A 25,957-nucleotide genomic window follows, 5' to 3' on the forward strand; every position below is an offset into this window, starting at 1 on the left:
GTGAACCTGCGCGGGGTGCGACAGTTCAGCCCATCAATAAAACGACCTCACGGCCTTCAAGGTCAACAGCCCGTCACATTGCGAATTGTGTCCGGAGTAGGCCGAGCAGTCACTGCCGCTGAGGCTGGAGCCGCTGTAGATCAGGTCCAGGTCAATGCCTTTCCAGGCCCGGGAAAACTGTACCGACCAATCGCTGAAACTGCTGATGGCGCCGTTCTCTACCGAGACCGGTGTGCCCAGTTGATGGGTGGTGTACTTCATGCTGACGCCGATGCCGAAAGGCTGGGTGCCGCCCAGGTCTGCAAACAGGGTGCTGTCCTGGCGGTCGGGGTCGTTGCTGAAAGACACGCCAAAGCGATTGCCCAACAGGTTCAGCCCGCCGTAGAACTCTTGGCTGTCGAGGGGGCTGAGCTTGGGGTAGCTGTAGTGGATCAAGCCGACTTCATAGCCCAGGGTCTGGTCGAACGGACGCTTGAAGCCCATGTAGGAGTCGACTTCAAGGTTATTGGCCGACGACAGGCCCATGTTCGGGGAAAACTGGCCGAAATACAGGCCGCTGTCGTGGGTAAGGTCCAGGCCTCCGTGGAACGAGTCGCTGCCAGGGGCGGTCGGCTTGACCAGGCCCTGGGCCATGGTGCGGCTGGGGGTTGTACCTAATTTCAGGTCGAAGTCACCCAATTCGCGCTGGAAGATATGCGCTTCGGCCAAAGGGCTGGCGACCAGGATGCTGACCACGAAAATACAGCGTTTAAGCATGCTTCACTCCATGAAAAGCGAGGAGCAGTAACGGAAAGATTCAGGCAGATGCCCGTGCTAGACGTGTGCAAGGATACCGGCGAATGCCAGGCATTGAGGCCCGTTCGTCGATTAGCTGCGTATTGAGGGTGTCGGGAGGGGGTGGCAACTCTAGTCCTAGCGCCTCGAAGGCAAGACGCTTAGGGACCAGATGCAGTGCGCGGGTATGACTATTACTTCTTGCCCAGGCTGATCTGCTTGGACGGGCCGAAAGTCTGGCCGCTCACGCCCTTGGCAATTTGCTGGATTTCGCCGCCGGACTTGAGGAACGCAGCAATCTGGCTATTGATCGATTCGCTGGTTTCAACGGCGGGAGCTGGCTTTGCTTTGCTGTTGGATGCTTTTACACGCATGGCGGCCACTAACCTGTAGAAAATTAACTTGGCCAGCTATCGTACAGGAAATACTTGACAATTGCTTGGCAAATATCCCTCGAGAATAAGTGCTCGCGGCTGGAAATAGCCGAAGTTCAGCGTTGAAATAAAGCGCTAACTTACTGTTTTAGCTGGAAACCCAAGGCTTGTGGACACGCTGATGGCCTGCTCAAAGTGAACCGAACGATCAGACGAGTGGGGCGATGCCACTGGAACGCCATGCCAGCCCGCGATTTTTCAGGCGTGTGCGCGTGCAGGGCACAACTCGGGTAGAATGCCGCCCACGCAATGAGGGTATTGGAAATGGCTTTAGTCGGGCGCTACAACAGCTTGCAAGTGGTCAAGCACACTAACTTTGGTTTGTACCTCGATGGTGCGCAAGATGGGGAAATCCTCTTGCCTAATCGGTATATCCCTAAAGATATTCCCAGTGAAGATGAAGACTGGCTCAACGTTTTCATTTATCTGGACAGCGATGACAAACTTATCGCCACCACCGAAAAGCCCAAAGTTCAAGTCGGTGAATTCGCCAGTTTGAAAGTTGTGGAAGTCAACAGCATTGGCGTCTTCCTTGATTGGGGTTTGCCCAAGGATCTGCTGCTGCCTTATTCGGAAGAAAAACGCCAGATGACCGCGGGTGAATATTGCGTGGTGCACGTCTACCTCGACAAGCACACCAAGCGCATCACCGCCACCGCTCGCCTTGACCGTTACCTGGACAAGACGCCGGCGAACTATCAGGTGGGCCAGGAAGTCGACCTGCTGGTGGCCGAAGCCACTGACATGGGCTTCAAGGCGATCATCAACAACAAGCACTGGGGCTTGATCCACAAGAACGAAGTGTTCAAGTTCCTGCGCCCGGGCAAGGAAGAGAAGGGCTTTATCAAAGAGATCCGCGCCGATGGCAACATCAGCCTGAGCCTGCAGCCGGTGGGCCAGGAAGCGGCCTCCAGCCTGAACTCGAAGATCCTCGCCAAGTTGCGCGACAACAATGGCAGCCTGCCGGTCAGCGACAAAAGCGACCCGGCGGTGATCAGTAACTTGTTCGGCGTGAGCAAGGGCAACTTCAAGAAGGCCATTGGTGCGCTCTACAAGCAGGGCCAGATCGTGATTCATGCGGATCGCATTGAACTAAGCTGAGTACGCTTCGCTCTCCTGTAGGAGCGAGCTTGTTGTGGCTAGGGAGCTTGCTCCCGCTCGACTGCGTAGCAGTCGCAAGCTTTTTTGGGGGCGCTTCGCACCCCAACGCAAGCAAGCTTGCTCGCCACAACAAGCTTGCCTTCACAGTAGGGCTTGCTCATGTCCAGAAAGTCGTTGTATGCCTACCTCGGTACCTTGCTTGCCTTCCTGGTCCTCGACGGCCTTTGGCTCGGCGTGCTCATGGGGCCCACCTACAAATCCCTGCTTGGCGCGCTGATGCTTGATCAGCCACGCCTGTTGCCTGCGGTATTGTTCTATCTCCTGTACGTCCTTGGCTGCGTAGTGTTGGTGGTCGTGCCCAGCGCCAGTTGGCAGCGCGCTGCGCGTTTGGGCGCCTTGCTTGGGCTGGTGGCCTACGGCACCTATGACCTGAGCAACTGGGCCACGCTTCAAGGCTGGTCCGCTGGGTTGGCGCTGATGGACATGGCGTGGGGCACGTGTCTAACCGCCATTTGCTGCACTGTTGGCCACTTGTGTGCAAATCGGCTGGGGCGGTAGAGGGCGGTTGATCAGTACTGAACCGGCTAATAACAACCCGGTACCGGCAACGACCAACGCCGGTTGCAGGCCGCCACTGAGATGGCTGCTGACCGATGCCAACAGGGGGCCGCTCAATTGGCCGACGGCGAAGCTGGCGGTCAGCAACCCCGTGCTGCGTTGGTAGCCATGGGGCGCGACCTCCCTTAATCGCGCCATCACCAACTGCATGCAGGCCAGAAATGGCGCACCGCACAGCAAAACGCCCAACGCCAAGCCCCAGCCATTGCCGAACAGGCAGGCGAACACCCCTGCCGCTTGCAGCCATAAAGTCGCCATCAGCCAGCGACGGGTGGTGTTCGGGTGCTTGCGGCGCAGGCTGGCTACCCCCACTCCCAGCGCGGCCGCCAGGCCAAAGCAGGGCCAGAACAAGTCGGCCTGCCAGGCGCCGTGGAATTGTACGCTGGCCATCTGCGACAGAAAGGTCGCCGGGATGATGTAGCCCAGGCCGTACAAGAAATAGATACAGCACAAGTGCGCGATGCTGCCGTTGCTCCCCGCACTGGTGGGCTGTGTCACGGTGAGGGTCGGCTTGGGTAGAAACGGCAGGATCGCCAGCAACATCACCAGCGCCACCGTCCCGTAGATCAACCACAGCGCGGCAGAGCTTTGCCCCGATAGGTTCGACACCAGCGCCAGCAGCCCCGTCAGCACAATCCCCAACCCCGGCCCAGCAAACACCAGCGCACCCAGGCGCGGGCGGCCGGCGGCAATCGCCAGTGGCTGGCTCAGGCTGGTAATCATCACCAGAGCCCACGCACTGGCGACCCCGGTGCCGAAGCGCAGCAACAAATGCGGCCAGAACCCGTTAGCCCAGTAGGACGCCAGGGTCAGCAATACGCACAACCATAGCCCGCCGTAGAGGCGCCCGCGCACATGCTGATGGCTACGGGCAAAGATCGAGTCCACCGCGCCGACAAAATAGCCCAGGTAATTGGCGGCTGCGATCAGGCCGGCGCCGGTCAGGTCGATCTGGCCTTCACTGAGCAAATGCGGCATTTGCGGAGTCAGGGCGAAGCGGCCAATGCCCATGGCCATCATCAGGGCGACGAAGCTGGCGAATAAACGAATCAGCGGGGACATGGTCAGGTTTCCTGCAAAGAAGCGAATGCCTTGCAGGCTAAGACGGATTGACTTTCTGTAAAATTGAATAATAGTGAGTAACTTGTTCAGTTTTGGAGAAATTAATGGAGTTCAGTCAATTGCGCATTTTCCAGGCCGTGGCGGAAGAGGGCTCCATCACCCGCGCCGCTGAGCGCCTGCACCGCGTTCCCTCAAATCTGTCGACCCGGCTTAAACAAATGGAAGAGCAACTGGGTGTCGATCTGTTCGTGCGCGAGCGCCAGCGTTTGCAGCTTTCTCCGGCAGGCAAGGTACTACTGGACTACAGCACCCGCCTGCTGGCGCTGCACGATGAAGCCCACGGCGCCGTACAAGGCGGGCAACCGGCTGGTGATTTCGTATTGGGCAGCATGTACAGCACCGCCGCGGTTCATTTGCCGAAGCTGCTGGCGCGCTATCACAAGACTTACCCCATGGTGAATCTGCAGGTGCAGTCGGCGCCCAGCGGGGAGTTGCTGGAAGGGCTGATTACCGGGCGCCTGGACGCAGCCTTCGTCGACGGCCCGCTGACCATCGCCACCCTGGATGGCGTACCGCTGTGCGAAGAGCGCCTGGTGCTGATTTGCGAGGCCGATCATCCGCCGGTGCGTGGCCCCCAGGATGTGGCGGGCCGTGCAGTGTTCACGTTCCGGCGCAGTTGCGCCTACCGCACGCGCCTGGAAACCTGGTTTTCCCATGAGCGTGTGGCGATGGGGCGGGCGATCGAGATCGAGTCCTACCAAGGCATGCTCGCTTGCGTGATTGCAGGTTCCGGCGTGGCGTTGATGTCTGAGTCCATGCTCGCAAGCCTGCCCGGCAAGGACAGCGTATCCGTTCATCCGCTGACTGGGCCTTTTGCCACTGCGACCACCTGGCTGATGTGGCGAAAGGGCATGCTCGGCGCTAACCTCAATGCATGGATCGACCTGCAGCAAGACGGCAACCCACTGTGCGTGCAAGACACTCGCGCGATTGCTTGAACGATCCGTCAGGATTCGGATCAATTCAGTAATAGTTCGTTGTGGTTTCCTTCAAGCATTACCTAGGACTTAGGGCTACTATCACTGTAGGAAACGGCGACAGAACTCACGCCGGCCAGCACTACCCTCAAAGGGGGCAATCATGAAAGAGAAAATCCAAAACTGGCTCCACGACCTTGGCGTTGCGTTGGGCTTGATCGAGCCTCCGCTGCAACCGGTGCCGATTCGCACGGATGACGAGCAACGTCGGCCACGTCGCCGCTAATCACGCGGTCTAAAAAATGTGGGAGCGGGCTTGCTCGCGAATAGGGTGTATCAGCCAAAATAAGGTTGAATGACACACCGCTTTCGCGAGCAAGCCCGCTCCCACAGTTGTTTTGCACCAGGCGAAAAAAACGGGCGCGACCTCCGACGTCGCGCCCGCTGAAGAAAATATCCCCGTCCCTGTTATAGCTCAAACCACCGCAGCCGCCACCTTGGCCGGCCGACGCGACAGCAAACTCACCAGTACAAAGCTCACCAGCGCCACCGCCAGGCTGTAGTAAATCGGCGTATTTGCATCCAACCCATCCTTGAACATAAATACCAGCGCGGTCACAAAGCCCAGGCTCATGGACGTGATTGCGCCCGAGGTGGTCGCGCGCTTCCAGAAGATCGCTCCGATCAAGGGCACCAACATACCGCCCACTAACAGGTTATAGGCCAGGGTCAGGGCGCTGATCACATCGTTCACCACCAATGCGATACCCAGCACGGCAATGCCGGTCAACAGGGTGAACAGGCGGTTGATGCTCAGGCTCGACGCCTTGCCGCCGCGCAGGCGGGGCAGCAGGTCTTCGGTCAATACGGTGGAGGCGGCGAGCAGTCCGGCGCTGGCGGTGGACATCATGGCGGCCAGCGCGGCGGCGATGACCAGGCCGCGAATGCCGTCCGGCAGCGAAGCTTTGACGATCGCGGCGAAGGCATTGTTGACGTTGTCCAGGTCCGGGATCAGCACATGGGCAGCCATGCCGATCAGCGCACAGGCCAGGCCGTACAGGATGCAATAGAAGCCGGCAAAAGTGCCTGCGTACTGGGCGACCTTTTCGTCACGGGCGGTGAAGACCCGTTGCCAGATATCCTGGCCGATCAGGATGCCGAAGAAGTAGATCATGAAGTAGGTGATGATCGTGTCCCAGCCGATAGCGGTGAAGCTGAAGCTCGACGCCGGCAGTTTGGCCACCAGTTCATCCCAGCCACCGACGCGGTACAGGCAGATCGGCAACAGGATGAACATCAGGCCGACGGTCTTGATCACGAATTGCACAATATCAGTGAGGGTCAGCGACCACATGCCACCGATGGTCGAATACACCACCACCACGCCACCGCCCACCAGTACCGACATCCAGAACGGCAGGTCAAACAGCACTTGCAGCACGGTGCCGATGGCCAGGATCGAGGTCACGCCGATCATCAGCGCATAGGCCAGCATGATCACCGCGCTGGCCTGGCGGGCCATGGGGTTGTAGCGTTTTTCCAGGACCTGGGTGACGGTGAAGATTTTCAGCTTCAACAGGGGCTTGGCCAGGAACAGGTTCAGGGCAATGATGCCCGCGCCGAGCGCGGCGCACAGCCAGAAACCCGAAATACCATGCACATACCCCAGGCGCACGGTGCCGACGGTGGAGGCACCGCCCAGCACCGTGGCGGCCATGGTGCCCATGTACAGCGATGGGCCGAGGTTGCGGCCGGCGACCAGGTAGTCTTCGTGGGTCTTGGCGCGACGCATGCCGTAGTAGCCGAGCACCAGCATGCCGGCGGCGTAGATGAGTACGACGAATAAATCCAAAGCCATGACGGCGGTTCTCCGATTATATTTTTTATGGGCGATCAGGCGGCAGCTGGCTCGGTAAACACGCGAGCGAAAGTCAGGTACATCGTTGTCGGGGATCTGTGCGACCCCCTTGGTTGTGAGTGTGAAGACGCGGTTTTTATTGTTCTCAGCGCGTTCGCCTTATCAGCGATGCGCGACGCCAGGCAGTACGCAGAGCATCTCGTACAGCAAGTTGGCGCCCAGCAACGAGGTATTGCCGGTGGTGTCGTAAGGCGGCGAAACTTCTACCAGGTCGCAACCAATCAGATCGAGGCCCTGGCAGCCACGGATGATTTCGATGGCCTGGATGGTGGTCAGCCCGCCGATTTCCGGGGTGCCGGTGCCGGGTGCCCAGGCGGGGTCGATGCCGTCGATGTCGAAGCTCAGGTAAACCGGGCCGCCGCCGACTTTTTCTCGCACTTCGGCCATCAGCGGCGCGAGGGAGTGATGCCAGCATTCTTCGGCCTGGACCACGCGGAAGCCTTGCTTGCGGCTCCAGTTGAAGTCTTCGGCGGTGTACCCCTGGGCGCGCAGGCCGATCTGCACCACGCGGTCGCAATCGAGCAAGCCTTCTTCCACGGCGCGGCGGAAGGTGGTGCCGTGGGCAATTTTCTCGCCGAACATATGGTCGTTGACGTCGGCGTGGGCATCGATGTGCACCAGCCCGACCTTGCCATGTTTTTTGTGGATCGCCCGCAGGATCGGCAGGGTGATGGTGTGGTCGCCACCCAGGGTCAGGGGGATGGCGTCGTGCTCGAGGATCTCGTCGTAGGCCTCTTCGATGATCCGCACCGCGTCGAGCAGGTTAAAGGTATTGATCGCCACGTCGCCGATATCGGCCACCGACAGTGAGTCGAAGGGTGCGGCGCCGGTGGCCATGTTGTATGGACGGATCATCACCGACTCGGCGCGGATTTCCCTAGGGCCAAAGCGTGTACCGGCGCGCAGCGAGGTGCCGATATCCAGGGGCACGCCGACGAAGGCGGCATCCAGGCCCTCGGCGGTTTGCAGGTGGGGAAGACGCATCATGGTGGCGATGCCGGCGAAGCGCGGCATTTCGTTGCCGCCCAGTGGTTGGTGGAAAATCTTGTCCACGGGATTGCCTCATCGTTGTTTTGTTTATTGATGGCCGATTCTGCGAAAAGCCTGGCGTATGAAGAATCGGCAGAGGCAAATACTTAGTTCAGATTTTTCTAAACTAAAGCCTGCGTTAAACTCCCTGATCTCTGTAGGAGCGAGCTTGCTCGCGAAAAACGTTAACGACGATGCGCACGCCCAGAATGTACGCGGCGTCCTCAGGTTTTTCGCGAGCAAGCTCGCTCCTACAGTTGATCGTTCCCACGCTCTGCGTGGGGATGCATCCTGTGATGCTCTGCGTCACGCTTCATTGGAGCCCCCATGGCCAACGCCTTGCCCGACCTGAAACTCCTGCGCATCTTCGTCAGCGTCGTGCGCCACCAAGGGTTTGCCAACGCCCAGCATGAGCTCAACCTGTCGACGTCGGCCATCAGCACCTACATGAGCCAACTCGAGTCAGCCTTGGGCCTGGTGCTGTGCCATCGTGGCCGTGGCGGCTTCAGCCTGACCAGCAAGGGCGAGCTGTTTCATCAGGAAACCCTGCGCCTGTTGGGCGAACTCGAAGGTTTCGAGCAGTACGCCGCCGCGTTGAAAGGCGAATTGCGCGGCACCCTCAAGCTCGGAGTTCTCGACTCCACCGTCAGCGACAAGGCCTTGCCGTTCGCCGAAGTGATTGGCGCCTACAGCCTGGAGCACCCGGCAGTGCATTTGCACCTGTCGGTGATGAGCCCCTACGAATTGCAACTGGGGGTGCAGGACAACCGCCTGGACCTGGCCATCGGTGCGTTTTCCAACCGCATGAGCGGGCTGGTCTACATGCCGCTGTACCGCGAACAGCACTGGTTGTATTGCAGCACCCGGCACCCATTGTTCAACGAGCGGCGCATCCCGGAACAAGTGATCACCCAGCAACGCATGGTCGGGCGGGGTTACTGGAGCCAGGCCGAGTTGGCGCGCCACGGCTTCAAGCACAGCGCTGCCACGGTGGAAAGTATGGAGGCGCAACTGATTCTGGTGCTGTCGGGCGCTTATATTGGCTACCTGCCCGAACACTACGCCCAGGCCTGGGCTGACAAGGGCGATCTGCGCGTTTTGCTGCCGGCGACCTTCGGCTACCAGGCGCCGTTTTCGCTGATCATGCGCCGTGGCCGCAGCCGCGAGCCACTGATCCAGACCTTCCGCGATTTGCTCAAGACCCAGCTCAACCAGGCCTGAAAACACCATGTCCCGACCCCATTGCCCGCGCTGCCTGCGCCCGACCACGCACTGCCTTTGTGCGCTGATCCCCCACCTTGACAGCCGCACTCGTGTGTTGGTGTTGCAGCACCCGAGCGAGGTCGGCCATGCGCTCAATACTGCACGGTTGGCGGCGTTGGGCCTGAACAACGCGCAGTTGGTGGTGGGGGAGGTGTTTGATGACCTTGCGACGCTATTGAACCCGCCTGGCTATCGGGCACGCCTGTTGTTTCCGGCGGATGATGCCGAGCCGCTGCACGCCTACGCACCTGACGATCAGCCACTGCTGTTGGTGGTTCCCGATGGCACCTGGCGCAAGGCGCGCAAACTGCTGCACCTCAACCCTTTGCTGGCGGCATTGCCCCGGGTGACGTTGGCTGAAGGCAGCGTTTCCCGCTATCGCTTGCGCAAGGCGCCGGGGCCTGGCGCCTTGTCGACGGTCGAAGCGATCACGCAAGCGTTGCAGGTATTGGAAGCGCCGACGTCGTTCGAGCCACTGCTCAAACCCTTTGAAGCGCTGATCGAAGGGCAGATTGCTGCGATGGGCGATGAAGTATTCCAGCGCAACCATGGTGACCCGTCATAAACCCGGCTTATGCCTTTAAGCCATAAGCACCACACTTTGCGTGATATGGCCCGCCGGCCTTTCCCGGTATGATGTGCGCCCCGCAGTCTGGATTGCGAATACGCCATGACCTTGCAGTACCCAACAATCGCCGATTGCGTCGGCAACACGCCCCTGGTCCGCTTGCAACGCATGGCGGGTGAAACCAGCAATACCCTGTTGCTCAAACTCGAGGGCAACAACCCGGCCGGCTCGGTCAAAGACCGCCCGGCGCTGTCGATGATCGCCCGCGCCGAGTTGCGTGGGCAGATCCAACCCGGTGATACCCTGATCGAAGCCACCTCGGGTAACACCGGGATCGCCCTGGCCATGGCCGCAGCGATCAAGGGTTACAAGATGGTGCTGATCATGCCCGACAACGGCAGTGCCGAGCGCAAGGCGGCGATGACCGCCTATGGCGCCCAGCTGATCCTGGTGACCCAGGAAGAAGGCATGGAAGGCGCCCGCGATCTTGCCGAGCGCATGGCCGCCGAAGGCCGTGGCGTGGTGCTCGATCAGTTCGCCAACGGCGACAACCCCGAGGCGCACTACACCAGCACCGGCCCGGAGATCTGGCGCCAGACCCAGGGCACCATCACTCACTTCGTCAGCTCCATGGGCACCACCGGTACCATCATGGGCAACTCGCGCTACCTCAAGGAGCAGAACCCGGCGATCCAGATTGTCGGCCTGCAACCGATGGAAGGCGCGGCCATCCCGGGTATTCGCCGCTGGCCCGAAGAGTATTTGCCGAAGATCTACAACGCGACGCGGGTAGACCGCATCATCGACATGGCCCAGCGCGAAGCCGAAGACACCACGCGCCGCCTGGCCCGTGAAGAAGGCATCTTCTGCGGCGTGTCCTCCGGCGGCGCCGTGGCCGGTATGTTGCGCTTGTCCAAAGAAGTGGAAAACGCGGTGATCGTCGCGATCATCTGTGACCGAGGCGACCGTTACCTGTCGACCGGCATTTTCGACGAACCCAACTGATGGCCAAGCACGAGAGAGGCCTGCGCTTCCAACCGACGGGCGGCAGCCGGGCCCCACAGATACCTGTGGGCAAGAAACAGCGCCTGACCATCGAGCGCCTGGCCAATGATGGCCGGGGCATCGTGTTCTTTGAAGGCCGCACCTGGTTTGTGAACGGTGCGTTGGCCGGCGAAGAGGTGGAGGCACGGGTGTTGGGCGCCCATGGCAAAGTGGTCGAGGCGCGCACCGAGCGGGTCTTCCAGGCCAGCGAGTTGCGTCGCCCGGCACCCTGCGCCCATGTTGGCCGCTGCGGCGGTTGCAGCGTGCAGCACCTGCCCCATGAAGAACAACTTGCCCTGAAACAGCGCATGCTTGCCGAGCAATTGTCCCGGGTGGCCGGTGTCGAGCCACAGGAGTGGGCAGCGCCGTTGAGCGGGCCGGAGTTCGGTTATCGGCGCCGCGCCCGTGTGGCCGTACGTTGGGACGCCAAGGCAAAGAAGCTCGAAGTGGGTTTTCGCGCCGTGGCCAGCCAGGACATCGTCGCTATCGATGATTGCCCGGTGCTGGTACAGGCCTTGCAACCGATCATGCAGCGTTTGCCAACGATGCTGCGTCGCTTGAGCAAACCGCAGGCGTTGGGGCATGTCGAGTTGTTCAGCGGTTCGTCCATCGCCGTGTTGCTGCGGCATATGGCGCCGTTGTCCGAGGCTGACCTGCAGATCCTCAAGGAATTCTGCACCTTCCATGACGCCCAATTGTGGCTGCACGGGGAAGGGCAGCCGGAGCCCGTCGAGCCGGGTCAGGCATTGGGCTTCCGTTTGGAGGCGTGGGATCTGGAGCTGGCGTACCGGCCGGGCGACTTTGTGCAGGTCAACGCCGGGGTCAACCAGGCGATGGTCGCCCAAGCGCTGCAATGGCTGGCGCCACAAGCCGACGAACGGGTACTGGACCTGTTTTGCGGCCTGGGCAACTTCGCCCTGCCACTGGCTCGCCACGTACGCGAAGTGGTGGCGGTGGAGGGCGTACAGGCCATGGTGGACCGTGCGGCCCTCAATGCCGTCAGCAACCATTTGCATAACGCACAGTTTTTTCAGGCCGATTTGTCCCAGCCTTTGACCGACGCAGAATGGGCCAAACAGGGCTTTTCTGCGGTACTCTTGGACCCACCCCGCGATGGTGCCCTGGAGGTTGTGCGCAAACTTGCAGCCTTGGGGGCCAAGCGCCTGGTGTATGTGTCCTGCAACCCAGCCACGCTGGCGCGGGACACGGTTGAGTTGGTCAAGCAAGGCTACCGGCTAAAGCGTGCCGGGATCCTCGACATGTTTCCGCAGACCGCGCATGTCGAGGCCATGGCGTTATTTGAAGCGGGCTAGGATGCCCGTTTAATCCGACTGGCCTGCGTTCTCCAGGGCCTGAACACTGCCACGGAGCTCGCAGTAAAAGTCGGCGATGATTTTGGCGCATCGAAGGTGCGTCGTAGGGAAGGTAAGCAAGATGGTACAGGTGAGAGCACACCAGCCGATCAACACCGACGGCAGTATCAATCTCGAGGCATGGCTGGATCATGCCGTCAGTGTCGACCCGGCACTGGACCGTGAAGCCTTGAAAGCAGCCTGCGAGTTCGCTCGTGAGTCTGAACAGCAAGACAATGCGGCCAAGAACCTGTGGGCCGAAGGCACTTCAAGTTTTCGCACTGGCCTGGAAATCGCCGAGATCCTGGCCGATCTCAAGCTGGACCAGGATTCGCTGATCGCCGCCGTGCTCTATCGCGGCGTACGCGAAGGGCATATTCCGTTGGCCACCGTTGGCCAGCGTTTCGGTTCGGTGGTGGCCAAGCTGATCGACGGCGTGCTGCGCATGGCCGCCATCAGTGCCAGCCTCAGCCCGCGTCAGTCCATGGTGCTGGGCACCCAGGGCCAGGTAGAAAACCTGCGCAAAATGCTGGTAGCGATGGTCGACGATGTGCGCGTCGCCCTGATCAAGCTGGCCGAGCGTACCTGCGCGATCCGTGCGGTGAAGACCGCCGATGATGAAAAGCGCAACCGTGTGGCCCGCGAAGTCTTCGACATCTACGCGCCGCTGGCCCATCGCCTGGGCATCGGCCACATCAAGTGGGAGCTGGAGGATTTGTCCTTTCGCTACCTTGAGCCCGACCAATACAAACAGATCGCCACGTTGCTGCACGAGCGGCGCCTGGATCGCGAGCGCTTTATCAGCGACGTGATGGGCCAGTTGCGTTCGGAGTTGCAGGCTACCGGCGTGGACGCCGATATCAGCGGCCGCGCCAAGCACATCTATTCCATCTGGCGCAAAATGCAGCGCAAGGGCCTGGCCTTCAGCCAGATCTACGACGTGCGTGCGGTGCGCGTGCTGGTGCCGGAAATGCGCGACTGCTACACCGCGCTGGGTATCGTCCACACGCTGTGGCGGCACATTCCCAAGGAATTCGACGACTACATCGCCAACCCCAAGGAAAACGGCTATCGCTCGCTGCACACGGCGGTAATCGGCCCTGAAGGCAAGGTGCTGGAAGTGCAGATCCGCACCCACGCCATGCACGAAGAAGCCGAGCTGGGGGTGTGTGCGCACTGGCGCTACAAGGGCACCGACGTCAAGGCCGGGTCCAACCAGTACGAAGAGAAAATTTCCTGGCTGCGCCAAGTGCTGGAATGGCACGAGGAGCTCGGCGACATCGGCGGCCTGGCCGAACAACTGCGGGTGGATATCGAGCCGGACCGGGTCTATATCTTCACGCCTGACGGCCACGCCATCGACTTGCCCAAGGGCGCCACGCCGCTGGACTTCGCCTACCGCGTGCACACCGAAATCGGGCATAACTGCCGCGGCGCCAAGATCAACGGGCGCATCGTGCCGCTCAACTACAGCCTGCAAACCGGTGAACAGGTCGAGATCATCACCAGCAAGCACGGCACGCCGAGCCGCGACTGGCTGAACCCGAACCTGGGCTACATCACCACCTCGCGGGCGCGGGCGAAGATCGTCCACTGGTTCAAACTGCAGGCGCGCGACCAGAACGTCGCCGCTGGCAAGACCTTGCTTGAACGCGAACTGGCGCGCCTGGGCCTGCCTCAGGTGGACTTCGACAAGCTGGCCGAAAAGGCCAACATGAAGATCGCCGAAGACATGTTCGCCGCCCTCGGCGCGGGCGACCTGCGCCTGGCGCAACTGGTCAACCTGGCCCAGCAACTGGTCGAGCCGGAGCGCGGCAACGAACAGCTGGAGCTGATCCCGCGCAAAGCCACTGGCTACAAGCCGGGCAAGCGTGGCGATATCCAGATCCAGGGCGTGGGCAACCTGATGACGCAAATGGCCGGCTGCTGCCAGCCGTTGCCGGGCGACGCCATTGTCGGCTACATCACCCAGGGCCGTGGTGTGAGCATTCACCGCCAGGATTGCGCCTCGGTGCTGCAACTGGGCGGGCGCGAACCGGAGCGGATCATCCAGGTCAGCTGGGGCCCGGTGCCGGTGCTCACTTACCCGGTGGACATCATCATCCGTGCCTACGACCGTTCCGGCTTGCTGCGTGACGTCTCGCAAGTGCTGCTCAACGAGCGGATCAACGTGCTGGCGGTCAACACCCGTTCGAACAAGGAAGACAACACTGCATTGATGTCCCTGACCATCGAGATTCCGGGGCTGGACGCACTGGGACGGTTGCTGGGGCGGATTTCCCAGTTGCCGAACATCATCGAAACCCGGCGCAACCGCACCCCATGATTAGCAGGATGACAGCCGACTGACATGTGGAGTTGTTTTCTGTGCGAACTGGCTTGCCTGCGATAGCATCACCTCGGTTTAACTGAAGCACCGAGTCGCAAGCATCGCAGGCAAGCCAGCTCCCACATTGGATTTTCAGCGGAAAGAGATACGATGTATTCACTCGAAGACCTGCTGCACCTGATGAGCCGCCTGCGCGACCCGCAGTACGGCTGCCCGTGGGACATCAAGCAAACCTACGCCACCATCGTCCCGCACACGCTGGAAGAAGCCTATGAAGTGGCCGACGCCATCGAGCGCGGCGACTTTGACCATCTGCAAGGCGAGCTGGGCGACCTGCTGTTCCAGGTGGTGTATTACAGCCAACTGGCCCGGGAAGAAGGGCGCTTCGAATTTGCCGGCGTGATCGACAGCATCACTCGTAAGTTGATTCGCCGGCATCCTCACGTGTTCCCAACCGGCGACCTGTACGCACCGCTGGATATCCCGCAGTTGAGCGAAGAACAGGTCAAGGAGCGCTGGGAGCAGATCAAAGCTGAGGAGCGCGCAGAAAAGTCCGACGTTCCCGAGCAACTCTCCCTACTCGATGATGTGCCCACCGCCTTACCCTCGTTGTCCCGTGCGGCCAAATTGCAAAAGCGCGCCAGCCAGGTTGGTTTCGACTGGCCTTCCGCGTTGCCGGTGGTGGACAACGTGCGCGAAGAGTTGGACGAAGTGCTCGAAGCCATGGCCGATAACGATGCGGCCGCCATCGCCGATGAAGTCGGCGACCTGCTGTTTGCCGCGGTCAACCTGGCCCGTCACCTCAAGGTCGACCCGGAAACCGCCTTGCGCGGTGCCAATGCCAAGTTCGAACGACGTTTCCGATTTATCGAACAGGCATTGCGCGATACACACCAACCCATAGAAGATTGCACCCTCGAAGAGTTGGACGCCCTCTGGGGTGAAGCCAAACGTCAGGAAAAGAATGTGTCCAGCTGCGGTTGAGCAGTTGCCTAAGTGAGTAAGCACCATGAGCCTTTCCCTTCGCGACCAGTTGCTCAAAGCAGGTCTGGTCAACCAAAAGCAGGCCAAGCAGGTCGGCAAAGAGAAACAGAAACAGCAGCGCCTGGTCCACAAAGGCCAGGCCGAAGTCGATGACACCCAGGCGCGCCTGGCTGCTGAGGCACACGCCGAGAAGGTCAAGCGTGACCAGGAGCTGAACCGTCAGCAGCAGGAAAAAGCCGAGGCCAAGGCGCGTACCGCCCAGGTCAAGCAACTGATCGAGACCTCGCGCCTGCCCAAGCTGACCACCGAGGACTACTACAACTTCGTGGATGACAAGAAGGTCAAGCGCCTGTCGGTCAACACGCTGATGCGCAACAAGCTGAGCAACGGCTCCCTGGCCATCGTGCACCACGGTGGCGGCTACGAGGTGATCCCGCGCGAAGCGGCGCTCAAAATCCAGGAGCGTGCTCCGGAGCGTATCGTGCAGCTCAACATCCTCACCGAAAGCCAGGTGCCGGATGAAGACGATCCATACGCCGCTTACCAGATCCCTGATGATCTGATGTGGTAAGCCGCTGGAAATGACAAACCCCGCCAAAAGGCGGGGTTTGTGTTTTAAGCGTGCAGCACCAGCCGGTTACCAATCCACTGCGTAACTCAGGCTGAAGGTACGACCCTCGGCATTCGGGTACGGTGCGCGGGCGTTGGCCTGGGCGAACATGTTTTGGTAGTTGCGGTTGGTGAGGTTGTACACCGCACCTTCGAGGCGGCCTACCGGTAGCCTTACCGAGCCCAGCAGGTCGACCAGGGTGTAGCCCTGGATATCGCGGCCGTTGTTGTCTTTGGCCGCCGCGTCATAATTGGCCAGGCGCATACCCTGCAAGCGCAGGCTGTAGTCGTCACGCTCATAGCCGACAAAGGCTGTGGTCTTGGCGGGGGAGATGCGGGTGGCAGGCAGGTCGATCCACTTGCCGTTCTGCTGGGTCTCGCCTTTGGCGTAAGCGTAAGTACCGCCGACGGACCATTGGTCGCTGATGTTATAGGTCAGGCCGGTTTCGACGCCACGCACGCGTTCTTTCTGATTGATCAGGCGCAGCACACGATCATTGGCATCATAGAACTGCGTGACATCCGAGGTGTTTTCGTACGCGGTGACACTGGCCTGCCACTTGTCCCAGTCGCCACGCCAGCCCAGCTCGTAGCTATCGACTTTCAAGGCCTGGGCATTGAGATCCTGGATATCGTATTTGCTGTTCACGTCACGCAGGAAGCGCTGGATATCCGGCAGGGAAAAGCCCTGGCTGAAGTTGACGAACACATCCTGGTTATCGGTCAGGTGGTACACCGCACCGAGGTTATACAGCGTGTCATCGTATTTGAGCGTGCCGCCGGGCAGTGTCGCGCGGTTGCCGGTCTGGACGATTTCGCCGTATGCGATGCTGTCGGAGACCTTGCTTTCAATCCATTCGCGACGTACGCCACCGCGCAAGGTCCAGTTGTCGATGTCGTAGGAGAGCTGGCCAAAGATGGCTTTGGTGGTGGTCTCGATATCTGGACCCAGTTCGAACGTGGTACCGGTTTTCGTGTAGGTCAGGCCATTGACCCGGTATTGGTCGCCACGCTGGCGTGAGGTTTCATGGTCGTAGTCCGCGCCCCATACCAGGTTGCCCGTTGCCGGGCCGATGTCCGGCATCTGGGTATCGACCGCTGCACGCAGGCCGTAGACGTCCTGCACGCTGTTGTTATCTGACACGCCTGCCCGGCCTCGGGACAGGTCTGGAAAGAACAGGGCGTCGGCCCGCCGCCAGTAGCTTTCGATCTGCAGGCCCTGGCCGTAGAAATCCTTGTCGGCGTAGTTGAGGTTGACCGCCTGGTTGTGGGTGTAGGGTTGGTCGCCCAGGTCCAGGCCTTTTACGGCGACTGCGTTGCTGGTGATGCGGGGGTTCTTGGTGTAGCGGGTGTCTTGTTCGTCCTTGTAGTCTTGCAGCGACAGGCTGATCTTCTTGTCGTCATCAAGCTCATAGCCGAAGCGACCTTGCAGGTCGTAGGTATCGGTGTCCATGTTGCTGCCCTGGGACGTGTCCTGGGGAATGCGCTTGCCATTACCGTCGAACTGATCGTTGCGCTGCACGGTGTTGCCCGAGAGGTACCAGTCCACCGGGCCTTTGCGCCCGGTGGCGCTTTGGAACGCCTGGTAAGCGAACCCCTTGTGGCTGAGGTTGTTGCCGGCGGTCATGCCGATCTTGCTGCTGAACGCCAGGTCTTCACCTTGGTTGCGTTTGGTGATGATGTTGATGATGCCGCCCGATGCGCCTGCGCCGTAGACGCTGCTGGCGCCGGAGATCACTTCGATACGCTCGATGCTTTCCGGTGCCACGCTGTTGAGCTGGCGGAAGTTGTCGCGCGTGGCGTTTTGCGAAACCCCGTCGATCAGGATCAGGGTATTGCGCCCGCGAAGCGTCTGGCCGAAGTTGCTCATGCCGCCGCTGGAAGGGGCAATGCCAGGCACCAGTTGGCCGAGGATATCTGCAACCCGACGTCCTGCCCCGGTCTGCTGGCGGATTTGCGCTTCATTGATCACCTGCACTGAGCCTGGAATCTGCGCAATGCTGGTTTCGCTGCGCGTGGCCGATACCACTGTCGCCTGCAGTTGCAGACTGGTCGGGGCTGCCTGTGTCTGCTCTGTCTGATCGGCCCAGGCAGGGGCACTTATTGACCCAAGAAGTGGCAGCAGTACTGCCCATTGCGATGTGTTCATGATCATGTCTCAGAGTTATTAGAAGTATTGACAGAAAAATCGGATGTCTCAGGCGCTCGCGCAAACGAACGGATGGCGCGGATACTCACGGCGGCCAAGGCATAGGTCAGTGCGACCAGCCAGAAGCTGTGTGCCAGGCCTACCCACCCCATGCCGATACCGCCCAACAATGCGCCGCACAGCGCACCAGCTTTCGCGGCGCTGTTGCCCATGCCCAGGGCAAAACCCTGCTGGCTGTGCGCTACGGTAGTAGCGATCAGTGTGTAGGCCACGGGCAACAAAGCCCCCTGCCACACGCCCCACAGCAGCCTGCTGGCGATGAACCCCAACCACTCACTGGCCAGCGCCGTGCAGGCCAGCGTGAGCGCGCAGGCCCAGGTGACCCACTCGATGATGCGCAGCGTATGGGCTGGCTGATGTCGATCGAACAGGCGGCCCCACAACGGCGCGGACAGTGCCAGGGTCAAGGCACTGGCGCCATAGCTGGCGCCGATCAGCCACGCGGGCGCGTGCAAAACCTGGGCGACATATAAGGCGTAAAACGGTTGCGGCATCATCCTGGCTGCCTGGATCAATACGATGATCCCCAGCATCGCGCCAATCCAGCCTCTGGGGAGTGCGGCAGGCTTGGACGTGCGGGCAGGTCTCGATCGTGGTGAGTCGCTGGGTAAAAACGCGCTGATTATCGCGCACAGCAGGCAGACGACGGTGGCGCTGTAGCACAGCAATGCGAAACCGGATATGTCCATGAGCCAGCCGCCCAATACCGGTCCGGCCAGGGAGCCTACAGCGGTGGCTGATTGCAGTCGTGCAAGAATGTGCCCGCGCCCACCCTCGCCGCAGCAGGCCAGTGCGTAGGCTTGGGCCGCTGCAATGAAGCCGGCCAACGCACCTTGCACCACGCGGATGACCACCAGCCACCACGGATCAGGCGTTATCGCAGCCAGCGCCTGGCACACCGCCAGTGCCAGCAATGCGCGGATGATCATGGGCTTATGGCCGGTACGGTCGCCCAGCTTCCCCCACATGGGTGTGAGAATCATCGCTGCCATCATCGGCCCGGCATACACCAGCGAAGACAGCAGGCCGGTGTACTGGGCATTTGCAGTGCCCAGCAACTTCTGGATTTGCAGCGGCCAGAACGGGCCGCTCATTTCCATCGCCCCCATCGACACCAACTGAATCACCACCAGCAGCCGCAGCGCTGTGTTGTTAGTCGGCATTGGCGGCCGCGCTCAACGGGTTAGGCAACCGCCCGACGATATCGGCATGACTCTCCAGCAGGCGCATGCGCATGAACGACTTGGCCGGCCATGCTTGCTCCAGCAGTGCTTCGCGCTCGGTGGCCCAGCGCTGCGGATCAACCTGCGAGCGCAGGTCGTCAAAACACTGGCTGACCTGAGCCGACAGTTCATTCCAGAGCAGCGCCTGGGGGATGTCGAAGTGGCGCGCGGCAAGCAGGATGAGCTCGCCAAGATGGCACATGAATACGGTGTGCAGCAGCTTGTCCCGTACGAAACCTGCGTCGTCGTACAGCGTCATCTTCGGGTCGTGCAGTTCAATGTCCAGGCCGTGGGCGTGCAAAGTTTTGCGATCGATTCGGATATCGCCGAAGTCGCGCAACAGAAGACGGCTCAATTGTCCGTCTGCGGCCATCACCATGAAGGAGTTCTGTTGATGGGCCTCAAAAGCGATGCCGTAGCGCAAATACATGCCCAGCAGCGCCGGCACACTGATCGCCGCGTAATCATGGAAGAAGGCGAGCATGGCCGCCGCGTCATCCTTGCCTTGGCTCAGGCGCACCCATTGGCGCAGCAGCGGCTGGCCGTGTTGATCAATGGCAAACAGGCTGCCCACCGGCACGGCCATTTCGTCCGGCTGGAGCTGGCTCTGGGGATTGTCGCGATAGAGCACCGCCAAGTGGCGGGAGTGCTCGTCATTGGCCGGTTGTGGCTGGAAATGCACACCGATCCGCTCGGGAACGATGTTCAGGCATTTTTGAATCGCAGGCTCGCGTTCCAGGATGCTCAGCAGCAGATGGCTGATCCGTGGGCCCATGCGCGCTGAACGCGGCGATACGGTGCGCTGTACGCTGGTCAGGCGCAGTGACACGGGCAGTTTGACCATCGGTGCATCGCGACGGCCTTCAGGCAACACGGTTCTGAATGACATGGTGGGGTGGGCAGTAAACGCGACGATATCGGTCAGCACCAGCAGTTTGTCGCCGATTTCGTTGGCGAACAGTTGAGGCAACTCCTGGCGTGCCTGCCAAGGGTGGGCAGGCAACGGCAGATAATCGTCTGCCTGAAGGCCCTGCGCTTGCAGGGCTGCGGTCAATTGCTGTGCTGACTGCGGGAAGTGCTCGCTCCACCACTGCCAGTAATCGGCGGTACCGGCCAACTTTTCGACATGGGCAAACTGGCGATGCAGCGCGCACAGCAGCACCGGGAAGCGTGCTTCGAACTCCGGCGAATAGTCGATGACTTGTGCGGTATTCAGGCCCAGCTTGGTCTTGTAGTTGGGGTGCCATGGGTGACCCAATGTTCCCCACTGTTCAAGCACGGAAGTCGGGTTGATAACGCTCGGGCTGTTCTTGAGATGACTCAGCAGGTTGTCTTGATGCACCGGGTCCATTGACGCATGCAGCTTGAGCGTCCATTGCTCATGGAAGGCGAGGCACAAGGTGTCGTTGATGAAGCTGTCGTCGATCTCTACGTTGAGGCGGTTGAGCACTTCCCGGTCGGCAGGCGACTCGAGGCTGGCGTTAAGCAACGTCAACAACTGCGATGGGAACTGGATTTTCTGTTCGGGCTGGCCTTCGCGCAACAGGATGACTTCGCCACGCAGGTCCCAGCTTGCCATGCGGCCAGGGTGCAAATGTTCGAAACGCAATCGGGCCTGGCAAGCCAGTGTCAGCGAGCAATGCCCATGTTCGTCATAAAGGAGAGTGCTGGGGTCCAGCAGGCTTTCACGAAACAATGCTTGGATCAGGCGTTGGAAGCTACGTTCGGCGGCAGGTGCCAGCGTATTGATCAGGGCTTCGAGGGTGACGTGGCTGGTCTGAAATTGCGCAGTGGCAAGTGCTTCGCTCCAGCGTTCCAGTAACGCATTTTCTGGCTTCCTGCTATTTCCGTGCATCAAATTGATTCCCTGATCGTCAGCCTGAATGAAAGGCGCACGAATGATATCGAGAATCATTATTTGTGTGTACTTTTGTTACATTAATTTACGGCGATGATGCTTCGGGCATGGGTGGCCGGAATCAACGTAAAGGTGGAGTCTCTTAACAAAAAAACCGCGCTCCAAAGGCGCGGTTTCTTGTAGACGGCCCGGCTGCGTGGGCCGGGCGTCAACATGATTTCAGAGCTTCAGGAGCTTTTTGCCTGGCGTTGCAGTTCGAGAGTTTCGAGCTCGTTTTTATAATTGTTGGCGTCGCTCTCGTTGTGAAACATGCCGACCAATACGTCTTGCTGATGGACATCCCAGATGTGAATCCCGTGGCCTACTGCCTCATGAGACATATGTTCATCGTCGCGTTCAGTTACTTTTACAGTCATCTGCTTGCTCCAATCTCTGGTTGATCTGCGGCAAGTCGTCGCAGGGTTCTGTTATATGATTTGTTAGCTTGCTAAGTAAACCGATTTTGCGCGCAATAATTTATTGCGGGGAACGCAACAATGCTGCAGGCCGCGTAAACCAAGGCATTGCGTCGCCATCGCAGCGGCTTTATGACAAAAGTTTCATGTTCAGGTCGGCTAGGTTGACCTCGGCACCGCTATCGCAGGCAAGCCAGCTCCCACCTTGGAATGCACTCCAAGGTGGGAGCTGGCTTGCCTGCGATAGCGGGAGTAGCGTCCCCTAAAAATCCCAGGCAAAAAAAAGCCCCGCATTCAGCGAGGCTCTTTTCCGGTGCATCAGCAATCAGCTGCCTTTGACGGCCTTACCGTCAACAGTGCCATCTTGCAGCATGATGTTGTACTCCTTGCCGTCAGTCTCAACCTGACGCAGGGCAACCAGAATGCCGCCCTGGTCCTTGGCAAACCACATCTGTGTGATGCGCTTGCTCTGCGACGGGTCGCGCACGCGCTCGACCTTGATCGCGTCGATCGAACCGACCTTGGTCTGGACCTTTTCCGAGCCGATCACGCGGAAGTCGTAGGTATCGGTATCAGTACCCTCAACCACGCGGTAGCTCATGCTCTTCTTGCCCGCGGCAACATCGCGTTGCAGAGCAAGTTGGTAGGTGGACTTGTCGAGCATGCCGCTTTCGAGCGTGACATTGACCGGGTCTTTGTTTTCAAAGCCGGTGACTTTCTTGGCGCTCTGGTCGAAGTCCAGATTGATCTTCTTCGCCTTGCCCAGGCCGCCGCGTTCGAAGCTGTAGCTCTTGGGTTGCAGGGTGTCCTTGTCGAACAGGATCACACTGGTTTCGGTCAGGCTGGCAATCATCATCGAGGCCTTGAAATTCAAGGTCCAGGTACCGTCGCCATTCTTGCTCAGGCTGCGTTCAGCCGAACCGCTCATGGGCAGTTGTTTCCAGTCGGCGGTGTAGCTGACGGAGAAGGGGTGAAGGTCTGCCGCTTGTACGGCAGGCAAAGCGAACAGCGCAAAAGCGAAAAGCAGGGCGCGACGCATAAAATCTCCTAGGTTCGAATCAAGTGGCCGCTGGCCGCGAGTAACTGGCCGTCCAATAATGCACCCTGGTCGCCAAGAATCAACCGTCCTTCGGCAAACCAGCGAACAGCCAGCGGGTAAATCCTGTGTTCCTGGGTATGAACCCGTTGCGCAAGCGTCTGCGCCGAGTCGCCTGACTCTACCGGAACCACTGCCTGTACGACCAGAGGCCCGCCATCGAGTTCCTCGGTCACAAAGTGCACGCTGCAGCCATGTTCACGGTCGCCGGCGTCGAGAGCGCGCTGGTGGGTGTGCATGCCTTTGTACTTGGGCAGCAGGGAGGGGTGGATATTGAGCAGGCGCCCTTCGTAGTGCCGGACGAAATCTGCGCTGAGGATGCGCATGAAACCGGCAAGGACAACAAGTTTGGGGTTGAAGGCGTCGATCAGTTCGATCAAGGCGCTGTCGAAGGCCTCGCGACCTTCGAACGCCTTGTGATCCAGGGCGCGGGTGTCGATACCCGCGTCTCGGGCGCGTTGCAGACCGTAGGCGTCGCTGCGGTTGGAAATCACCGCAGCGATGCGCACCGGGCTGTCGCCGGTGCGCGTGCTGTCGATCAGGGCCTGCAAGTTACTGCCGGTGCCGGAAAGCAGCACCACGACATCACAGGTCTGGGGCATCAGTGAGCCTTGAGGTTCTTCAGTTCAACCTGGGCTGCGCCTTCGGCAGCAGTGGCGATCTGGCCAATGACCCAAGGTTGCTCGCCGGCTTCACGCAGCACGTTCAGTGCGGTTTCAACGTGTTTCTGCGCAACGCAGATCACCATGCCTACGCCGCAGTTCAGCACGCGGTGCATTTCGGTTTCGTTGACGTTGCCTTTTTCCTGCAACCAATCGAAGACTGCCGGGCGCTGCCAGCTGGCCACGTCGACGATCGCCTGGGCGCCTTTTGGCAGGACGCGCGGGATGTTGTCCAGCAGGCCGCCACCGGTGATGTGGGCCATGGCCTTGACAGCGCCGGTGTCTTTGATCAGCTTGAGCAGTGGCTTGACGTAGATGCGGGTGGGCGCCATCAACAGGTCGGTCAGTGGCTTGCCGTCGAGCTGGATGTTCTCGATGTCGGCGCCGGACACTTCGATGATCTTGCGGATCAGCGAGTAGCCGTTGGAGTGCGGGCCGGACGATGGCAGGGCGAGCAGGGCGTCACCAGCAGCTACTTTGGAGCCGTCGATGATCTCGGCTTTTTCCACCACACCGACACAGAAGCCGGCCAGGTCGTAGTCTTCGCCTTCGTACATGCCTGGCATTTCAGCGGTTTCACCGCCGACCAGGGAGCAACCCGACAGTTCGCAGCCGGCGCCGATGCCGGTCACGACCTGGGTCGCGGTCTCGACATTGAGCTTGCCGGTGGCGTAGTAGTCGAGGAAGAACAGCGGCTCGGCGCCGCACACCACCAGGTCGTTGACGCACATGGCGACCAGGTCGATGCCAATGCTGTCGTGCTTGTTCAGGTTCAGGGCCAGGCGCAGCTTGGTGCCTACGCCGTCGGTGCCGGACACCAGTACAGGCTGCTTGTAGCCGGCCGGGATTTCGCAGAGGGCGCCAAAACCGCCCAGGCCACCCATGACTTCAGGGCGCGCAGTGCGCTTGGCGACGCTCTTGATGCGTTCGACCAATGCTTCACCGGCGTCGATGTCTACACCGGCGTCCTTGTAGCTCAGGGAGGGTTGCTTGCTCATGATCCAGGCCTTTAGGGGGGATTTCTGGGTAACGACCGGGCGGGCGGGGGCTTTTGGAAAGGGCCCTGCCGTTGACGGTCTGCGAAGGCGCGCGATTTTATCAGGCTTGAGGGGCAGCGGCCATCCTCGGGCCGACGGGCAGGGCATATGAGCTCAAAAAAATGCAAATCGGGCCGGTAATCGTGCGTATTAAGGTATAGCCTTGAGCTCGCTAGCGTTATGACAGTATGAAAACTTACCGTGACCCTGTGAATGTTTTACCGGTCGCTTTGTCACAGCCTTGCCAAACCGAGATCACGCGGTCTGTTCCAACCGCTAAATTTGTCGTTCGGGAATCTTCCATGCGTCTGTGTAAATTCTTCTTTGTGGGCTGTTTGTCGTTGGTCAGCCTGGCGAGTCATGCCGAAACCCTCAATGGCCTCTATCAAGTACTTGAACCGGTCAGCAGCCAGTCGCCCCAAGAGCGCGACCAGGCCACCCAGCGTGCCGTGCAGACCCTGGTGATCCGCCTGACCGGCGACGCCAAGGCCGCCGATGGCCCGGGCCTGGCAGCGATCCGCAAAGACCCGCAACAAATCATCAGCCAGTACGGCTACGACGCCGGCCCGCCGGAAAGCCTGCAAGTAGACTTCGACCCGGTCAGCACCGACCGCGCATTGCGTGATGCCGGCCTGTCGATCTGGGGCAGCAACCGGCCGTCGATCCTGGGTTGGTGGCTGAACGATTCAACTGAAGGCAGCAGCCTGGTCGGCGATGGCCAGGCCGTTGCCCAGGCCCTGCGCCGAGCCGCGCAACACAGGGGGCTGCCGCTGCGCTTGCCGTTGGGAGACCTGGATGAACAGGTAGTCGCCACCGCGCCGAATCTTGAAAGCCCCGACGCCACGCCTTTGCGCGCAGCCTCCGAGCGTTACGGTGCCGATGCTTTGCTGGCGGTGCATGCGCGCCAGGAAGGCAGTCAATGGCAGGCCAAATGGCGCCTGTGGCTGGGCGACAAGGCTGAGGAGGGCACCGCCCAAGGCGCTGACACTGCCGCGCTCGCCGATGCGGTATTGCTGGCGGTCAGCCAAAAGCTGGCGCCACGCTTTGCGGTCAAGCCGGGCGTGAGCACTGAGCAACTGCTTGAAGTACAAGGCATGAACCTTGAGCGCTACGCCGCCCTGGGTCGTTTGCTGGAGCCCTTTGGCGGCCAGCCGCAGTGGGTGGATGGCAACCGGATTGTGTATCGCGTCAATGGCAGCGCCGAACAATTGCGCACCCAATTGAGCCTGGCCAAGCTGCAGGAAATTCCTGCTGGCGAAGCCCCGGCCCAGCCAGCCGTGATCGATGGCACGCAACCGGCTGTTGCACCTGAGCCCCAGGCGCAACTGCGTTTTCGTTGGTAACTAGTGGTCCTC

At 60.4% G+C, this 25,957-nt stretch carries 24 protein-coding genes and 1 pseudogene; 13 read left to right on the forward strand and 12 right to left on the reverse strand.

Annotated elements, in window-relative coordinates:
* Window positions 1–33: 33 nt before the first annotated feature.
* Together HU730_RS20220 and HU730_RS20225 are read right to left on the reverse strand one after the other, a co-directional pair.
* Entirely contained in the window at window positions 34–756 is a 723-nt protein-coding gene (locus tag HU730_RS20220) for a TorF family putative porin (protein WP_054920217.1), read from the reverse strand.
* Window positions 757–968: 212 nt separating this feature from the next.
* A complete protein-coding gene (locus tag HU730_RS20225) occupies window positions 969–1,148 on the reverse strand; it encodes a hypothetical protein (protein WP_003193095.1) in 180 nt (59 codons plus the stop codon).
* Between the two features lie 324 nt (window positions 1,149–1,472).
* Between HU730_RS20225 and HU730_RS20230 the strand changes: the two genes are divergently transcribed.
* Complete coding sequence (locus tag HU730_RS20230; RefSeq protein ID WP_054897831.1) at window positions 1,473–2,309, forward strand: S1-like domain-containing RNA-binding protein; 837 nt, start codon at window positions 1,473–1,475, stop codon at window positions 2,307–2,309.
* 159 nt (window positions 2,310–2,468) lie between these two features.
* Window positions 2,469–2,867, forward strand: coding sequence for a DUF2177 family protein (locus tag HU730_RS20235; protein WP_082430463.1), 399 nt, complete (start codon window positions 2,469–2,471; stop codon window positions 2,865–2,867).
* Here HU730_RS20235 and HU730_RS20240 read toward each other — a convergent pair.
* Complete coding sequence (locus HU730_RS20240) at window positions 2,811–3,989, reverse strand: MFS transporter (protein ID WP_186526523.1); 1,179 nt, start codon at window positions 3,987–3,989, stop codon at window positions 2,811–2,813. The genes HU730_RS20235 and HU730_RS20240 overlap by 57 nt on opposite strands.
* A gap of 104 nt (window positions 3,990–4,093) precedes the next feature.
* Here HU730_RS20240 and HU730_RS20245 point away from each other — a divergent pair, with 104 nt between their 5' ends.
* Window positions 4,094–4,987, forward strand: coding sequence for a LysR family transcriptional regulator (locus HU730_RS20245; RefSeq protein WP_014719409.1), 894 nt, complete (start codon window positions 4,094–4,096; stop codon window positions 4,985–4,987).
* A 142-nt stretch (window positions 4,988–5,129) separates the two neighbouring features.
* The gene (locus HU730_RS26810) at window positions 5,130–5,252 is read left to right on the forward strand and encodes a PA1414 family protein (protein ID WP_003193089.1); all 123 of its coding nucleotides are present in this window, start codon (window positions 5,130–5,132) and stop codon (window positions 5,250–5,252) included.
* A gap of 189 nt (window positions 5,253–5,441) precedes the next feature.
* On the opposite strand, the gene HU730_RS20250 is transcribed toward HU730_RS26810, so the two are convergent.
* Both HU730_RS20250 and speB read right to left on the reverse strand, forming a co-directional pair.
* On the reverse strand, window positions 5,442–6,824 hold the full coding sequence (locus HU730_RS20250; protein ID WP_089041935.1) for a sodium:solute symporter: 1,383 nt from the start codon (window positions 6,822–6,824) through the stop codon (window positions 5,442–5,444).
* A gap of 162 nt (window positions 6,825–6,986) precedes the next feature.
* Window positions 6,987–7,937, reverse strand: a complete 951-nt coding sequence (gene speB / locus HU730_RS20255; protein ID WP_089041936.1) for an agmatinase — start codon at window positions 7,935–7,937, stop codon at window positions 6,987–6,989.
* 124 nt (window positions 7,938–8,061) lie between these two features.
* On the opposite strand from speB, the pseudogene HU730_RS26815 reads away from it, so the two are divergent.
* From HU730_RS26815 to HU730_RS20290, 8 genes and pseudogenes are all read left to right on the forward strand, one after another.
* A pseudogene (locus tag HU730_RS26815) lies at window positions 8,062–8,172 on the forward strand (outer membrane lipoprotein carrier protein LolA); the annotation flags it as partial.
* A gap of 68 nt (window positions 8,173–8,240) precedes the next feature.
* Window positions 8,241–9,134, forward strand: coding sequence for a LysR family transcriptional regulator (locus tag HU730_RS20260; protein ID WP_034128316.1), 894 nt, complete (start codon window positions 8,241–8,243; stop codon window positions 9,132–9,134).
* Window positions 9,135–9,141: 7 nt separating this feature from the next.
* Window positions 9,142–9,741: a DTW domain-containing protein gene (locus HU730_RS20265; protein WP_034128317.1), complete on the forward strand. Its 600-nt coding sequence runs from the start codon at window positions 9,142–9,144 to the stop codon at window positions 9,739–9,741.
* 105 nt (window positions 9,742–9,846) lie between these two features.
* A complete protein-coding gene (gene cysM / locus HU730_RS20270) occupies window positions 9,847–10,749 on the forward strand; it encodes a cysteine synthase CysM (protein WP_034128318.1) in 903 nt (300 codons plus the stop codon).
* Window positions 10,749–12,101 carry a 23S rRNA (uracil(1939)-C(5))-methyltransferase RlmD gene (gene rlmD / locus HU730_RS20275; protein ID WP_034128319.1) on the forward strand — a complete coding sequence of 451 codons (1,353 nt, stop codon included), beginning with the start codon at window positions 10,749–10,751 and terminating at the stop codon, window positions 12,099–12,101. The genes cysM and rlmD overlap by 1 nt, the downstream gene beginning before the upstream one ends.
* A gap of 121 nt (window positions 12,102–12,222) precedes the next feature.
* Window positions 12,223–14,466: a GTP diphosphokinase gene (gene relA, locus HU730_RS20280; RefSeq protein ID WP_005790193.1), complete on the forward strand. Its 2,244-nt coding sequence runs from the start codon at window positions 12,223–12,225 to the stop codon at window positions 14,464–14,466.
* A gap of 153 nt (window positions 14,467–14,619) precedes the next feature.
* A complete protein-coding gene (gene mazG / locus HU730_RS20285) occupies window positions 14,620–15,453 on the forward strand; it encodes a nucleoside triphosphate pyrophosphohydrolase (RefSeq protein WP_034128320.1) in 834 nt (277 codons plus the stop codon).
* A gap of 25 nt (window positions 15,454–15,478) precedes the next feature.
* Complete coding sequence (locus tag HU730_RS20290; protein WP_014719402.1) at window positions 15,479–16,024, forward strand: DUF2058 domain-containing protein; 546 nt, start codon at window positions 15,479–15,481, stop codon at window positions 16,022–16,024.
* Between the two features lie 66 nt (window positions 16,025–16,090).
* Here the strand turns inward: HU730_RS20290 and HU730_RS20295 are convergent, their stop codons facing one another.
* The 7 genes from HU730_RS20295 to purM all read right to left on the reverse strand — a co-directional run bounded on the left by HU730_RS20295 (window position 16,091) and on the right by purM (window position 24,563).
* A complete protein-coding gene (locus HU730_RS20295; RefSeq protein WP_060767395.1) occupies window positions 16,091–18,211 on the reverse strand; it encodes a TonB-dependent receptor in 2,121 nt (706 codons plus the stop codon).
* Between the two features lie 2 nt (window positions 18,212–18,213).
* Window positions 18,214–19,434, reverse strand: coding sequence for an MFS transporter (locus HU730_RS20300; RefSeq protein ID WP_054920202.1), 1,221 nt, complete (start codon window positions 19,432–19,434; stop codon window positions 18,214–18,216).
* Complete coding sequence (locus tag HU730_RS20305; RefSeq protein ID WP_186526522.1) at window positions 19,424–21,349, reverse strand: IucA/IucC family protein; 1,926 nt, start codon at window positions 21,347–21,349, stop codon at window positions 19,424–19,426. Before HU730_RS20305 ends, HU730_RS20300 begins: the two co-directional genes overlap by 11 nt.
* Window positions 21,350–21,579: 230 nt before the next feature.
* The gene (locus HU730_RS20310) at window positions 21,580–21,768 is read right to left on the reverse strand and encodes a hypothetical protein (protein ID WP_034128323.1); all 189 of its coding nucleotides are present in this window, start codon (window positions 21,766–21,768) and stop codon (window positions 21,580–21,582) included.
* 364 nt (window positions 21,769–22,132) lie between these two features.
* Window positions 22,133–22,846, reverse strand: coding sequence for a DUF3108 domain-containing protein (locus HU730_RS20315; RefSeq protein ID WP_014719399.1), 714 nt, complete (start codon window positions 22,844–22,846; stop codon window positions 22,133–22,135).
* Window positions 22,847–22,854: 8 nt separating this feature from the next.
* Window positions 22,855–23,505 carry a phosphoribosylglycinamide formyltransferase gene (gene purN, locus HU730_RS20320; RefSeq protein WP_057976913.1) on the reverse strand — a complete coding sequence of 217 codons (651 nt, stop codon included), beginning with the start codon at window positions 23,503–23,505 and terminating at the stop codon, window positions 22,855–22,857.
* A complete protein-coding gene (purM, locus tag HU730_RS20325) occupies window positions 23,505–24,563 on the reverse strand; it encodes a phosphoribosylformylglycinamidine cyclo-ligase (protein ID WP_186527784.1) in 1,059 nt (352 codons plus the stop codon). The genes purN and purM overlap by 1 nt, the downstream gene beginning before the upstream one ends.
* A gap of 341 nt (window positions 24,564–24,904) precedes the next feature.
* On the opposite strand from purM, the gene HU730_RS20330 reads away from it, so the two are divergent.
* The gene (locus HU730_RS20330; protein WP_070415432.1) at window positions 24,905–25,945 is read left to right on the forward strand and encodes a DUF2066 domain-containing protein; all 1,041 of its coding nucleotides are present in this window, start codon (window positions 24,905–24,907) and stop codon (window positions 25,943–25,945) included.
* Window positions 25,946–25,957 lie beyond the last annotated feature (12 nt).

Source organism: Pseudomonas sp. SWRI22 (assembly GCF_014268395.2).
Classification (GTDB): Bacteria; Pseudomonadota; Gammaproteobacteria; order Pseudomonadales; family Pseudomonadaceae; genus Aquipseudomonas; species Aquipseudomonas paracarnis.